This window comes from Marinobacter salarius, assembly GCF_032922745.1.
In the GTDB taxonomy this organism is placed as follows: Bacteria; Pseudomonadota; Gammaproteobacteria; order Pseudomonadales; family Oleiphilaceae; genus Marinobacter.
This window is the reverse complement of sequence record NZ_CP136693.1, coordinates 2,859,467-2,873,565: the sequence shown is the minus strand read 5'-3', so window position 1 is coordinate 2,873,565 and position 14,099 is coordinate 2,859,467. Positions and strand designations below refer to the sequence as shown.

The window sequence follows — 14,099 nt, the reverse complement described above, 5'->3', positions numbered from 1 at the left end:
TGTCCTTTGATGCCTGCGGGAACCTGACTGTTAGGAAGCCAGGCTGTCCAGTGCTTCTCGCATCGGGTGGAGCAGATCCGACAAGGCCCGTTTGAGCTGATCAGGATCCGCCTGATTTCGGGCTATTGTATCGACCAGTACACTGCCGACAATTACACCATCGGATACCCGGCCGACCGCTGCCGCTGTTGCAGCATCACGAATACCAAATCCAACACCTACCGGAAGCGCGGTCAGTTCGTGGATATGGGAAACCTTCGAGGCCACTTCATCCACATCGATCTTACCGGCACCCGTAACACCCTTGAATGAAACATAGTACACATAGCCCGAACTGTGCTCACTGATTGCACGAATCCGGTCGTCCGTCGTGGTTGGTGCCAACAGAAAAATCGCGTCAAGGTTCCGGGCCGTAAACAATGGCGCCACTTCGTCCGCTTCTTCCGGCGGCAAATCCACCGTCAGGATACCGTCAACCCCCGCATCAACAGCCGCGTCAGCGAATTTCTCCTGACCCATGGCCTCCATCGGGTTGAGGTAACCCATCAGCACGACCGGTGTGGCATTGTCTTTCTCACGGAACGTTTTCACCATTCCCAGCACCTGACGCAATGACGTCCCGTGCACCAGCGCTCTCTCACACGCCTGTTGAATCACCGGGCCGTCCGCCATTGGGTCGGAGAAAGGCACGCCCAGCTCAATGATATCGGCACCCGCCGACACCAGGGTGTGCATCAGGTCAACGGTGAGATCCGGATGGGGATCGCCAGCGGTAATGTACGGAATCAGCGCCTTGCGACCCTGCCCTTTCAAGGCTTTCAGCACCCCTTCAATTCGACTCATGCCTGCTCCTGTGATTATCCTGCACTGCAGTCCGTACTGGCCCGGCGCCTGCCGTCAGATACCGGGCCACTGCTTAAACCTCGATGCCATCCAGTTGAGCGATGGTGTGTATGTCCTTGTCACCGCGACCGGAGACGTTGATCACTACCACCTGGTCTTTGTCCATCGTGGCGGCGAGCTTGATAGCGTAGGCCACCGCATGGGCGGTCTCAAGCGCTGGCATAATACCCTCTACCCGTGTCAGCTTCCGGAAGCCATCCAGAGCCTCATCGTCGGTCACCGACACGTAGTGGGCGCGGCCAATGTCCTTGAGCCAGCTGTGCTCAGGCCCGACGCCCGGGTAATCAAGGCCGGCACTGACCGAATGGGTGCCCGCGATCTGGCCATTCTCGTCTTCCATCAGGTACGTCCGGTTACCGTGAAGCACACCCGGACGTCCCGCACTCAACGGCGCCGCATGTTTTCCGGTCTCAATACCCAGGCCACCGGCTTCCACACCGTACATTTCCACACTCTCGTCGGTCAGGAACGGATAAAACATGCCGATGGCGTTGGAACCACCACCGACACAGGCCACCAGCGCATCCGGCAGTTTACCCGCCTGGGCCAGGGACTGTTCGCGGGTTTCTCGCCCGATGACTGACTGGAAATCACGCACCAGCAGCGGATAAGGGTGAGGCCCGGCAACCGTACCAATGATGTAGAAGGTGTCGTCAACGTTCGCCACCCAGTCACGCATGGCATCGTTCATGGCGTCCTTGAGAGTACGGGTGCCACTCTGAACCGAGTGAACCTCAGCGCCAAGCAGTTTCATCCGGTAAACGTTCAGGGACTGTCGCTTTACATCCTCGGCGCCCATGAACACGTGGCACTCTAGGCCCAGGCGCGCGCACACCGTCGCTGTGGCAACGCCATGCTGCCCGGCACCCGTTTCCGCAATGACCCGTTTTTTGCCCAGAAAGCTCGCCAGCAGCGCCTGACCGATGGTGTTATTTACCTTGTGCGCGCCCGTGTGGTTGAGATCTTCACGCTTCAGCCAGATTTGTGCACCACCGGTTTCCCGGCTCAGTCTTTCAGCAAAGTACAGCGGGCTGGGCCGGCCAACATAATGCGCAAGGTCCCGATCAAACTCCGCCTGGAACTCCGGATCGTCCTTTAGCCTTTTGTACTCACGCTCCAGGGTCATTAGTGAATCGAACAGGGTTTCGGAGACAAATCTTCCGCCGTAAGCACCAAAGTGACCCCGTGCATCCGGAAGCGCCTTGAGCATTTCTTCAGTCAGTTTCATCGACACGGTGAACCTCGTTTATAAAATCAGTGATCTTTTCGTCGTCTTTGATGCCTTTGCTGCTCTCCACACCACCACTGACATCGACGGCCCAGGGGCGCACCTGCGCAACAGCGCGGGATACATTATCAGAAGCCAGGCCGCCGGCCAATATGAGAGGCAATGGGCGCCGGGGCGGTATCAATGACCAGCTAAAGGACTGCCCGGTACCGCCGTATTTCTGTGGGTCCCATGCATCCACCAGCAGGCCGCTGGCGTTACGGTAATGCTCAAAGGCATGTTCGATATCATCAGTTTCGCGCACCCGCACGGCTTTAATCCAGCGAACACCGAAACTGTTGCAAAATTCCGGAGATTCATCGCCATGGAACTGGAGAAGATCCAGCGGCACCTGCGACAGCACCTCCCGGACAAAAGACGCTTCAGGGTTAACGAACAGCCCCGTTGCCGTTACAAAGGGAGGAGCCGCATCAACCAGTTCCCTGGCCGCATCAGGTGCCACATACCTTGGACTGGGTTCATAGAACACGAAGCCCAGGGCATCAGCTCCAGCATTGGCAGCGGCAATAACGTCCTGTTTTCGGGTGATACCGCAGATCTTGACCCGGGTTCTCATAAGCCGTTTATCGCTGTTTTCGGTGTATGTGAGTCGGACTGCGTGGTCGGTTTTCATCGGCGTCAAACCAGGGTGCGACGAACCCCGGCCCGCACTGAGCTGCCGGGATAGAGAACCCTTCCGGGTACCCTACATCCACCAGATAAAGCCCATGGGGCGGTGCCGTTACACCTGCAACCGTCCTGTCCCTGGCCTCAAGTATCTCACGAATCCCTTCCGGCCGCTGCTTCCCCGTACCCACGGACATCAGTGCACCGGCGATATTGCGAACCATATGATGCAGGAACGCATTTGCCTGCACATCTATTACGACAAAGTTCCCTTTTCGGGTTACATCAATGGCTTCAAGGAACCGGATGGGGGATCTCGACTGGCAGCCGGCCGCGCGAAACGAGGAGAAGTCGTGCTCACCGCAAAGAAACTGGGCAGCCTGATGCATCAGCGCTGCATCCAGGGGGCGAAACGTCCAGCTAACCTGCCCATGAAGGATGCCCGGCCTTACCGCATGGTTATAGATCACATAGCGGTACCGGCGATAGGTTGCGGAAAAACGGGCGTGGAAGTCATCCACCCCATTACCCGCCCAATGAACCGCAATATCTTGCGGTAATGAGGTGTTGATTCCCATGACCCAGGACCTGGGGTTACGCACCGAGGGTGTCTCGAAATGCGCAATCTGGTAACTGGCGTGCACGCCCGCATCCGTACGGCCCGCGCAAACGAGTTCAACAGGATGGTCAGCAACCTTTGAAACTGCCTGGGTCAGCTCTCCCTGAACCGACCGCACGCCTGACTTCTGATATTGCCAGCCGTGGAAACCCCGGCCATCGTATTCAAAAGCTAGCGCGACCCGCCCCGCCCCGATGGCGCTGTCAGTGGTCAGTGGTTGTGGCGTAACAAACAATGAAGTGTCCGGATTGGCAAGCTGATAATAAAAACAAAACGCCGGCTTAAATCCGGGACGGGCCCGGTAGCCGGCGTTTCTCGTTCCCTGTACTGATTATATCGAATCAGGACAGATTTTTAAGGAGATCCTGCGCTTCCGCTTTTTGCTCCTCATTTCCTTCCAGAGAAACTTCCTCAAGGATATCCCTGGCTCCATCAACGTCGCCCATTTCCACGTAGGCTCTGGCAAGGTCAAGTTTGGTTGACGCTTCATCGGTGCCTGTCAGGAAATCGAAGTCATCGTCGTCGCCAAGATCGGCTTCATCGATGTCATCCGCACTGGAACCAGCCTTTGAGGACGCGGAATCTGACGCCACAGGAGGCTCTCCTGATTCATCCTCCGCGGACTCGGCGGCAGCAAGGTCATCATCGCTGAGCTCGGGAAGCTCGTCTTCCACTTCCTCGACGCCTGCGACGGTCTCTTCCGGATCCGCAGGCTCCTCGCCAGTCAAGCCATCCTCAAGACCGAGCTCCTCATCCAGAGGCGTGGAATCTTCCTCCTGAGGATTGTCGCTCGCATCGGTACCGGCGGAATCGCCCGAATCAGCAAACTCTTCCATCAGCGCAAGGTCCTCATCGGAAACATCAAGCTCGAGGTCGTCAAGTTCGCTTTGTTCGTCATCGGCAGGCGTCTCATCTTCTCCAGCGACCTTATCCAACTCGGCATCCAGTTCGTCCAGGAAGGACTCGTCCAGGGAATCCAGATCTCCCTCTTCCTCAAGATCTCCTTCCTCAAGATCTCCTTCCTCAAGATTCGCTTCCTCCAGGTCTCCGTCTTCCAGAGCCTCGCCTGCCGAGTCCTGGTCCGCCCGATCATCAGCGCGGGTTGTTTCCAGCTCGTCCTCATCCAGCCCTAATGAGTCGAACTCATCCGATTCTTCGAGCGCTTTGCCGGAATCCAGTTCCTCATCCGAAAAATCAAGACTCAGATCATCGCTTTCATCGGACGTTTCCAACTCCTCGATTGACTCATCCTCAAGTGAGAAGTCGAAAGCGTCGTCAGCCTGACCCTCAGTCTCTTCAACAGCCTCTTCCTCCTTATCAGACGTGCTTTCAATGCCAGACAGGTCGTATTCAATCAGATCATCTGGCCCTGGCTCCCTTTCGGAACCCTCTGAGTAGGCCTCTTCGGTTTCATCCAGATCAGAGAGGTCCGTTTCCAGACTGCCAAACTCATCCTCAAGCTCATCACCCGCTGAAGAGTCAGAGCGGCCTGAAGCAGATTCATCGAATACCGGATCCTCTTCACGTGAGTCGGTATCGAAAGAGTCCGATCTCAACTGCGATTCGAGATCATCAATGCTAGGCATTGATTCAGCCTCTTCCAAACGTGCACGCATCTCGTGCGCTTCGGCGATAGCCTGGTCGTCGCCCAGGGCCTCAACCTCACCAAGCTGCTTCTCAAAGGATTGCCGGTCCTGGGTATCCGCATAGACACCAAGTAGTTTCAGGCGCAGGTCTGTTCGGCTGGGTTCGCGGGAAATCGCGGTTTCCAGAGATTGCGCGGCCTGATCCATGCGGCCATATGCGATGTAGGCGTCGGCTTCCGCCAGAGGATCACCTTCCGGCGATTCCCCAACGTCTTCGTCATCCAGGGTGAGATCGAAGGTATCGGCCTCCGCATCCGTTTCACTGTTCAGCTGATCGTAGAACGACTTCTCACGATTGGCATTGCGACGTGCCAGCAACAGGAGTAACAGCAACAGAACAACCAAACCGCCGCCAAGGGCTATCTGATACATCGGGTTGTTGGTGATCGCGCTAATGATGTTGTCCGGGAAGCCTTTGTCAGGCTCCGCCGGCGATGTCGATACTTCGCTGGCCGGCTGCTCGGACGCTGGCGCTGCAACCTCTGCGTCCTGCTGACCGGACTCTCCCTCAGTGGCGGATCCGGCATCCATGCCGTCGGACGCCACGTCGTCCTCTGTCATGCCAGCATCACCACCCATCGCAGGTGCGTCGGAACCCTCTTCAGCCTCCGCGACGGTTGCTTCATCCATATCGGTTGCTGCTGGATCGGCCGCTTCCTGGTCAGCAGCCACATTGCCCGCAACACCCGCGTCTTCTTCAACCATATCAGCAGCGTCGCCATCGGAGGACATCTCTGCATCCCCCTGGGCTACTTGCTCAGGCGATGTCTCCGACTGTGGCCCATCTGCAGGCTCGCCGCTGTCGCCTCCAGCTTGCTGCATTTCGGCAAGCTGGGTATTTTTCAGTTCGAGCAGACGCTGAAGTGTTTCCACTTGGTCCTGGAGGTCATCAACCCGACCACTCAGTTCGTCGTTTTCTCGTCGGGCACTTTCGAGCTCTTCCATGGCAACGGCGGAGCCTGCGTCCACGCCGCCGGCCGTATCGCCGTCACCGCCAGCAGAACCACCTTCTTCGGCATCACGAGTGCTGCTATCTTCGCTTGCCAGCAACCTCAATTCATCACCACCGGCCTGCTCACCACCGCTCTGCCCTGAAGCAACGTCAGCATCCGTGGCATCCACGGTGCGCTGTGGAGTCGATAACGCATCGTTTTGCGCAGCCACCTGCCGGTTGGCCTCGGCACGGGAGCGACTGCGGATCTGTTCGATATCCGGCACCCGCAGCACTTCACCACGCTTGAGCCGGTTGATGTTACCCGCAATAAACGCGTCGGGATTCAGGTCCTGGAGTGCAAGCATGACCTGCTGCATGGATACACTGCTATCAGGGCGAATGCTCTCAGCAATATTCCAGAGGGTATCGGAAGACCCGGTGGGCCCGAGAGTCCTCGCACGCTGGGTAGTTGTGCGCCGGGGCTCCTGGGATGTCGACCTGGCCCGCTGTTGGCGCGCTGGCTCTGAAGCCTGACGGGTAGCCGGAGCGGCAACCTCTTCCTGCACACCGGACTCCTCGGCATACACCGGGGGATCAACCAGCACCGCGTATTCCCGCATCAGCCGCCCATTGGGCCACGTCACTTCGAGCAGGAAATTGAGGTACGGCTCCCGCAATGGCTCACGGGACGAAACGTTCACCACCAGACTGCCATCGCTGGCGGTGGTGACGCGGAAATCAAGTTTGGTAAGGAAATAGTTCCGATCGATACCCACCCGTTCATAGGCTGAATCGGGGGCGATGTTTACAAATACATCACCAGGGTCAACGCCCTCGCTTTTACGCAGACTGATATCTGCGTCCAGAGGCTCATTCAGATAGGACTGTAATTCAATTTCACCCAGACCCAGGGCCTGTGCGACGCCAGAACCGAGCCCTCCCGCCAGAGCCAGAGCAACCGCAAGCTTGCGTACCTTCATGCTTTTTCCTTACCAGTCTCCGTTATTCGTTACTGTTTTTTTCAAACAGAATCGGACGAGGTTGGATGACTTCCGTCTTGATTACTATCGTTATTATGTAAAGTTTTTAATATACAGCCCGGCAAGTATTGTTGATAAAACCTCTTTTATCAATCAATCAGCCGCAGTCCTTGCACCATTTTTTCATAAATGATCGGGAACATATTGTTACCGAACGATGATCCAGTATCCCTGAATGGCCAAAGTCTAGACCACAAGACCCCAAACATGTGCAAAAACCCTTCTGAAAATAACAGGGGCGGAGGCGTATTTCAGCCTCCGCCCCCAGCCGGTTCTCTGAAACCGGACACAGTTGGCATAATCTTGCCCACTGTGGGACTAAGTTACTGCTCCTGCAGTATGCGAAGCATCCGCCTAAGCGGTTCCGCGGCGCCCCACAGCAACTGGTCACCGACCGTGAACGCTGAGATATACTCAGGTCCCATGGTCAGCTTCCGGATACGGCCGATAGGAACACTCAAAGTACCCGTGACCTTCGCCGGGGTAAGTTCCCTAAGAGTGGCATCGCGCTCATTGGGAATCACCTTCACCCAGTCGTTGGCTTTCGCCAGGATGGACTCAATCTCGGAAACCGGAAGGTCCTTCTTCAATTTAATGGTCAAGGCCTGGCTGTGAGAACGCATGGCACCGATACGAACGCAGATGCCATCGATGGGGATCGGGTTGCTGCTGCGACCGAGAATCTTGTTGGTCTCGACGCCCGCTTTCCATTCTTCCTTGCTCATGCCGTTATCAAGTTGCTTGTCGATAAACGGAATCAGGCTGCCTGCCAGCGGCACTTCGAAGTGCTCGGTGGGAAAACCGTCCGAACGCATGGTTTCGGTTACCTTGCGATCAATATCGAGGATAGCCGAAGACGGATCTGCCAACCCATCACTCACGCTGCCCTTCAGCTCACCCATCTGATTGAGCAGTTCCCGCATGTTCTGTGCACCAGAACCTGATGCCGCCTGATAGGTCATGGGAGATACCCATTCAATCAGGTCCTGCTCCAGCAAGCCACCAAGGGCCAGCATCATCAGGCTGACAGTACAGTTACCACCAACATAGTCCTTCACACCCTTTGCCAGCGCATCGTCAATCACGTTGCGGTTGACCGGGTCGAGAACGATGACGGAATGATCGACCATCCGCAGCGTGGAAGCGGCGTCAATCCAGTACCCCTGCCATCCGGCATCACGGAGTTTCTGGTACACGGCACCGGTGTAATCCCCGCCCTGGCAGGTAACCACCACATCCAGCGTTTTCAGGGTATCGATATCGAAGGCATCCTGCAGCGCAGGCACACCCTCTTTGCCTACGTCCGGTGCCGGTTTTCCAGCCTGGGAGGTGGTAAAGAAGATCGGTTCGATATCTGCAAAATCGTTTTCTTCACGCATGCGCTGCATGAGGACAGAGCCCACCATACCGCGCCAGCCAATAAGTCCAACTCGCTTCATGTGCGACCTTTGAACCTCGTTTTATGCCCGCCCGCTACCTGTATCGCTGGCAGGGACAGGATGGATGATCCCGCGACAACCGCATCGCGCTGCCGTCGGGTCTCAAAAACTTGCCGGCCTCAGAGTGCCGCCAGAACGGCATCGCCCATCTCTCGGGTCGATACTTTCCGGCCGTCAGCAGACATGATATCCGCTGTTCTCAAGCCCTGATCCAGCACTTTGCTGACCGCCGCCTCTATCGCCTCGGCGGCATTATCCTCGCCAAGACTGTACCGCAACATCATTGCGCCACTGAGGATAGTAGCCAGCGGATTAGCTATGCCTTTACCCGCAATATCGGGTGCAGACCCATGACAGGGCTCGTACATACCCTGCTTCTCAGAGTTCAGAGACGCAGAGGGCAACATCCCAATCGAACCCGTCAGCATAGCCGCTTCGTCAGAAAGAATATCACCAAACATGTTGCCAGTCACAATCACATCAAATTGCTTGGGCGCCTTAACCAGTTGCATGGCGGCGTTATCCACGTACATATGAGAGAGCTCAACATCCGGGTATTCACGACGCAGGTCTTCCATGATTTCCCGCCACAGAACAGTCACTTCCAGCACGTTCGCCTTGTCGACAGAGCAGAGCTTTTTGCCACGCTGCTGGGCCGCTTCAAAGGCGACACGACCAATACGACGAATTTCCGATTCCGTATAGGCGTACGTGTTGTAGCCCTGACGCTCCCCGCTTTCCAGTTCGCGGACGCCCCGTGGCTGGCCAAAGTAGATGCCGCCGGTTAACTCCCGCACAATCATGATATCGAGGCCCGAGACCACCTCTGGTTTCAGCGAAGACGCAGAAGCAAGCTGGGGGTACAGAATGGCCGGGCGCAGATTGGCGAACAACTCAAGGTTGGAGCGCAGCCCAAGCAGTCCTTTTTCAGGACGACTGGCCATGGGGCGCTTATCCCACTTGGGGCCGCCCACTGCGCCCAGCAGAATCGCGTCCGCCTTACGAGCCTTGTCCAGGGTATCGTCCGGAAGCGGCGTATCCGTTTCGTCGATGGCGGCACCGCCAACCAGGGCGGACTCGAAGTGCAGTTCCAGACCGAATTGCTCGTTTATCTTATGCAGAACCTTTTCCGCTTCGGCAACAATTTCCGGGCCAATGCCATCGCCAGGGAGCATCAGGATAGAACGGGACATAGTGATTCCTTGAAGGTCGATTCGTTGTGATAATGCAGGACGGATCAGCGACCGGCATCAAATAACCAGGGTGCAGTTTCGCGTCTCGACGCTTCGTAGGCCTTTATGACCTCCGCATCTTCAAGCGTGACACCAATATCGTCCAGGCCGTTCAGCAGGCAATGTCGACGAAAATCATCGACCTCAAAGCTGAACGATTCGCCGGACGGCGTGGTAACGGTTTTGGCTTCGAGATCTATCGCCAGTTGATAGCCCTCTTCTGCCTCAGTTTCATGAAACAACTTATTTACAGTTTCTTCTTCCAAAACAATCGGCAACAAGCCATTCTTAAAGCAATTGTTATAAAAAATATCAGCGAAACTGGGCGCAATGATAACGTGGAACCCAAAATCCTCAAGCGCCCAGGGGGCGTGCTCGCGGCTGGAGCCACAGCCAAAGTTGCGCCGCGCCAAAAGCACGCTGGCGTTCTTGTAGCGATCCTGATTAAGCATGAAATCAGGATTGATAGGCCGCTGTGAGCAGTCCTGGTCCGGCTTGCCCTCATCCATGTAACGCAGTTCGTCAAACAGGTTCGGCCCGAAGCCGGTGCGCTTAATGGATTTCAGAAACTGTTTGGGAATGATCATGTCCGTATCCACATTGGACCGGTCCATGGGGGCAACAATACCCTGGTGTTGCTTTAATGCTCGCATGGTGTGTCTCCGGTGGATCAGTTCATCATCTCGCGGACATCAACAAAGTGGCCGTTGATCGCCGCCGCCGCTGCCATGGCCGGGCTAACCAGATGGGTACGCCCGCCGAAGCCCTGGCGGCCCTCGAAGTTACGATTGGAGGTGGAGGCACAGTGCTCTCCCTGCCCCAGCTTGTCGGCGTTCATGGCCAGACACATGGAGCAGCCCGGATCACGCCACTCAAGACCGGCTTCAATAAAGATCTTGTCCAGCCCTTCCTGTTCCGCCTGAACTTTCACCAGGCCAGAACCGGGCACAACCATCGCCTGCTTGAGTGATGACGACACCTTCCGCCCCTTCACGACCGCCGCTGCTTCACGAAGGTCCTCAATACGGCTGTTGGTACAGGAGCCAATAAACACGCGATCCAGCTTGATCTCAGTGATCGGCATGTTGGGCTTCAGGCCCATGTACTTCAAGGAACGGACAATCCCCTCACGCTTGATGGGATCGGCTTCCGCATCCGGGTCCGGCACATTGCCGCCAACGCCGGCGACCATCTCGGGAGACGTCCCCCAGCTCACCTGCGGCATGATTTCGGAACCGTCGAGCTCAACAACCTTGTCGAACACTGCATCGTCATCGCTGTGCAACGCCTTCCAGTATTCAATGGCTTGCTCGCGCATCTCGCCCTTAGGCGCAAACGGGCGATCTTTGACGTAATCAATGGTGGTCTGGTCAACCGCGACCATGCCCACCCGCGCACCGGCCTCGATGGACATGTTGCAGATGGTCATTCGGGCTTCCATCGAGAGGCCACGAATCGCCTCGCCGCCAAACTCAATGGCACAGCCCGTACCGCCAGCAGTGCCAATCTTGCCGATGATGGCGAGGACAACGTCTTTCCCGGTCACCCCGGGCCCAAGCTTGCCATTCACCTTCACCAGCATGTTTTTCATTTTCTGCTGAACCAGGCACTGGGTGGCCAGCACGTGTTCCACCTCTGACGTGCCAATACCGTGGGCCAGACAGCCGAATGCACCGTGGGTGGAGGTATGGGAGTCACCACAGACAATGCTCATGCCAGGCAGTGTCGCGCCCTGCTCTGGCCCGATTACATGCACGATGCCCTGGCGTTGGTCCTTGATCTTGAATTCCAGGATGCCGAACTCGTCGCAGTTCTTGTCCAGAGTTTCCACCTGAATCCGGGATACCGGGTCAACAATGCCTTCAATGCCTCGGGCACGGTCGGTGGTGGGTACGTTGTGGTCCGGCGTCGCCAGGTTGGCGTCCAGCCGCCAGGGCTTACGCCCGGCCAGGCGAAGGCCTTCAAAGGCCTGCGGCGAGGTGACTTCGTGCAGCAGGTGCCGGTCGATGTAGATCAACGCGGAACCGTCATCCCGCTGTTTGACGAGATGGTCGTCCCACAATTTGTCGTATAAGGTCTTGCCCGCCATGTTCTCTCTCACTCTCTGGGGGTTTCTGTTTTTTCAGTATGGTTCTATTTTAACGCCAAGCCTTGAATAACCTCAATTCATGTTTTTTATGTTGTGCATTCCTATGTGGCATATTAGGATTTGGTGGGACCTCCACCAAAAGCTGCAGTTACGGATTCAACCACAATGGATGCAAATTCCCTGAAAGCGTTCCTCACCATTGTCGACCAGGAGTCATTCTCCGAAGCCGCGGAACTGCTGCACCTGACTCAGCCCGCAATCAGCAAACGCCTGGCAGCGCTGGAGAACCAGTTGGGAACGAAGCTGATCGACCGGAGTAACAGACAGGTCCGATTGACGGACGCAGGGGCACGCCTTCTACCCCATGCCCGGCGAATTCTGGACGAAGTGCACAATGCCCGACAGGCGCTGTCGGACCGAGAGGGATCGGTTTCAGGACAGCTATCAGTGATCGCCAGCCACCACATCGGACTGCATCACCTCCCTGCCTGGTTACGGCGGCTGAACCGGGATTATCCGGAGGTGTCTCTGGAACTGCAGTTCATGGATTCTGAAAGTGCCTTCGGGCAGATGCGTAAACGTACAGCAGAGCTCGCGTTCGTGACCCTGAGCGAGAGCATGGACCAGGCATTCGATGTGCACGTGCGCTGGGAAGATGCCATGGCATTCGTGGTGTCGCCGGAACATCCACTGGCCTCGCTGGACAACCCGGGGCTCGGGGATCTGTCCCGGTATGACGCCCTACTCCCCGAAGCTGGCACCGCCACCTACCGATCCATCAGCCGACTGTTTCTCGATGCGAGCCTGCCCCTGAAAATCCAGATGCCCACCAACTACCTGGAAACCATCAAGATGATGGCCAGCGTCGGGCTTGGGTGGAGCGTGCTGCCGGTGAGTATGGTCGACGCCTCGCTCACGGTGCTTTCTGTGCCCCACTCCGTGAGCCGCATTCTCGGCGGTGTAGGGCTGAAAGGCCGATCGTTGAGCCCTCAGGCTCAGGCACTGCTGGATATCGCAGCAGATCTTCAATAAAACCCGCTAAACACCACAGCAACACCAATCAATGCTCGGGCGGCGGCCTCAGGCCCCGCCAAGTGATGACAATGGCGATGGCCATAGCCGCCGCCCCGCCCCAGAACGCGGCCGAGGTACTGAAACCGTCCACCAGAAACCCCGACAACCACGCCCCCAGTGCGCCACCGGCACCAAAGGTCAACCCACTGTAGAGCGCCTGCCCCTGGCCGTGATGATGCTGCCCGAAGAAACCCTGAATGTACTGCACCGAAATAGCGTGCAGAGCGCCGTAAGAGGCCGCATGCAGCAACTGCGCGAAAATCAGCACCGCCACCACATCCGTCACTTCCGCGATCAACACCCAGCGAATCATCGTTAGCGCCAGTGCCGCAATCGCAATCTGCCGCACGGTGAAATTGCGGGTCAACCGATGCATCACCAGGAACAACCCAATCTCCGCAAGCACCCCTAGCGACCACAACAACCCAATCGCCAACTTACCGTACCCGTGCTGCTCCAGGTGAATACTGAAAAACGTGTAGTACGCCCCGTGGGACACCTGCAGCAGAAAGTTCATCAGAAAGAACGTCACAACCGCCGGGTGAGTCACAATCGCCTTCAGACTACCCTTGGGCGCCGGCGGCTTACGCTCTCCCCGCTCCGACGGCACCAGAAACGCCGACACTGCAATCCCCGCAAACACCGGCAACAACAGCCACGGCAACAGAGTGATCGGAATCAGCTCAAGAATCCCGCCCACCAGCGCCACCGCGCCAATAAACCCTACCGACCCCCATAACCGCACCTTGCCGTATTTTTCACGTTGCGTTCCCAGCGACCGCAACGTGATCACTTCATATAGCGGCAAAATCGCGTTCCAGAAGAACGTAAACGCCAGCATGACCAGCAACAGCCCATAGAACCCCGGCTCCATGAACACGCCGGCAAAGAACAGCGACCCCGTAATGGCACCAAACCGAACCAACCGCACCCGTTGCCCGGTCCGATCCCCCAGCCATCCCCACACACTGGGCGCCACAATCTTGGTCAATTGAATCGTCGCCATCAGCGTGGCGATCTCAAGGTAGGAAAAGCCCCGGCCTTCCAGATACAGGGACCAATACGGCAGCAAACCGCCGAGGAGAGCGAAAAACCAGAAGTAGAGGTTGGATAGTCGCCAGTAGATAGGAATTCTCCAATGTTTTGTACCACAGATAATGTAACCCTCCTGTTGTAGTCTTAAACCACTCCTTTATACTGAATAAAATTACAGTATTGGAGATCCGAGG

General features: G+C 56.8%; 11 protein-coding genes. 1 reads left to right on the top strand and 10 read right to left on the bottom strand.

The window, feature by feature from the left end; genetic code table 11:
* Positions 1 to 30: 30 nt before the first annotated feature.
* The 9 genes from trpA to leuC form a co-directional block, all read right to left on the bottom strand.
* Entirely contained in the window at positions 31 to 843 is an 813-nt protein-coding gene (gene trpA / locus R1T46_RS13200; RefSeq protein WP_036205493.1) for a tryptophan synthase subunit alpha, read from the bottom strand.
* A gap of 73 nt (positions 844 to 916) precedes the next feature.
* Positions 917 to 2,125: a tryptophan synthase subunit beta gene (gene trpB / locus R1T46_RS13195; RefSeq protein ID WP_292050214.1), complete on the bottom strand. Its 1,209-nt coding sequence runs from the start codon at positions 2,123 to 2,125 to the stop codon at positions 917 to 919.
* Positions 2,118 to 2,747, bottom strand: coding sequence for a phosphoribosylanthranilate isomerase (locus R1T46_RS13190; RefSeq protein WP_317305734.1), 630 nt, complete (start codon positions 2,745 to 2,747; stop codon positions 2,118 to 2,120). Before R1T46_RS13190 ends, trpB begins: the two co-directional genes overlap by 8 nt.
* Positions 2,748 to 2,754: 7 nt before the next feature.
* Entirely contained in the window at positions 2,755 to 3,651 is an 897-nt protein-coding gene (gene truA / locus R1T46_RS13185; RefSeq protein ID WP_317305733.1) for a tRNA pseudouridine(38-40) synthase TruA, read from the bottom strand.
* A 106-nt stretch (positions 3,652 to 3,757) separates the two neighbouring features.
* On the bottom strand, positions 3,758 to 6,976 hold the full coding sequence (locus tag R1T46_RS13180; protein ID WP_317305732.1) for a FimV/HubP family polar landmark protein: 3,219 nt from the start codon (positions 6,974 to 6,976) through the stop codon (positions 3,758 to 3,760).
* 383 nt (positions 6,977 to 7,359) lie between these two features.
* A complete protein-coding gene (gene asd / locus R1T46_RS13175) occupies positions 7,360 to 8,475 on the bottom strand; it encodes an aspartate-semialdehyde dehydrogenase (RefSeq protein WP_317305731.1) in 1,116 nt (371 codons plus the stop codon).
* A 119-nt stretch (positions 8,476 to 8,594) separates the two neighbouring features.
* Entirely contained in the window at positions 8,595 to 9,668 is a 1,074-nt protein-coding gene (leuB, locus tag R1T46_RS13170) for a 3-isopropylmalate dehydrogenase (protein ID WP_317305730.1), read from the bottom strand.
* Between the two features lie 44 nt (positions 9,669 to 9,712).
* Complete coding sequence (gene leuD / locus R1T46_RS13165; protein WP_317305729.1) at positions 9,713 to 10,360, bottom strand: 3-isopropylmalate dehydratase small subunit; 648 nt, start codon at positions 10,358 to 10,360, stop codon at positions 9,713 to 9,715.
* Positions 10,361 to 10,377: 17 nt separating this feature from the next.
* Positions 10,378 to 11,796, bottom strand: a complete 1,419-nt coding sequence (leuC, locus tag R1T46_RS13160; RefSeq protein WP_317305728.1) for a 3-isopropylmalate dehydratase large subunit — start codon at positions 11,794 to 11,796, stop codon at positions 10,378 to 10,380.
* A gap of 165 nt (positions 11,797 to 11,961) precedes the next feature.
* Between leuC and R1T46_RS13155 the strand changes: the two genes are divergently transcribed.
* The gene (locus R1T46_RS13155) at positions 11,962 to 12,828 is read left to right on the top strand and encodes a LysR family transcriptional regulator (RefSeq protein ID WP_286811172.1); all 867 of its coding nucleotides are present in this window, start codon (positions 11,962 to 11,964) and stop codon (positions 12,826 to 12,828) included.
* A gap of 28 nt (positions 12,829 to 12,856) precedes the next feature.
* On the opposite strand, the gene R1T46_RS13150 is transcribed toward R1T46_RS13155, so the two are convergent.
* Entirely contained in the window at positions 12,857 to 13,996 is a 1,140-nt protein-coding gene (locus R1T46_RS13150; RefSeq protein WP_051946840.1) for an MFS transporter, read from the bottom strand.
* Between the last annotated feature and the right edge of the window lie 103 nt (positions 13,997 to 14,099).

Bases quoted from the DNA above. Each gene is read 5' to 3' on its own strand.
- trpA (WP_036205493.1), bottom strand. From the start codon at position 843: ATGAGTCGAATTGAAGGGGTGCTGAAAGCCTTGAAAGGGCAGGGTCGC.
- R1T46_RS13190 (WP_317305734.1), bottom strand. From the start codon at position 2,747: ATGAGAACCCGGGTCAAGATCTGCGGTATCACCCGAAAACAGGACGTT.
- R1T46_RS13180 (WP_317305732.1), bottom strand. From the start codon at position 6,976: ATGAAGGTACGCAAGCTTGCGGTTGCTCTGGCTCTGGCGGGAGGGCTC.
- asd (WP_317305731.1), bottom strand. From the start codon at position 8,475: ATGAAGCGAGTTGGACTTATTGGCTGGCGCGGTATGGTGGGCTCTGTC.
- leuB (WP_317305730.1), bottom strand. From the start codon at position 9,668: ATGTCCCGTTCTATCCTGATGCTCCCTGGCGATGGCATTGGCCCGGAA.
- leuD (WP_317305729.1), bottom strand. From the start codon at position 10,360: ATGCGAGCATTAAAGCAACACCAGGGTATTGTTGCCCCCATGGACCGG.
- leuC (WP_317305728.1), bottom strand. From the start codon at position 11,796: ATGGCGGGCAAGACCTTATACGACAAATTGTGGGACGACCATCTCGTC.
- R1T46_RS13155 (WP_286811172.1), top strand. From the start codon at position 11,962: ATGGATGCAAATTCCCTGAAAGCGTTCCTCACCATTGTCGACCAGGAG.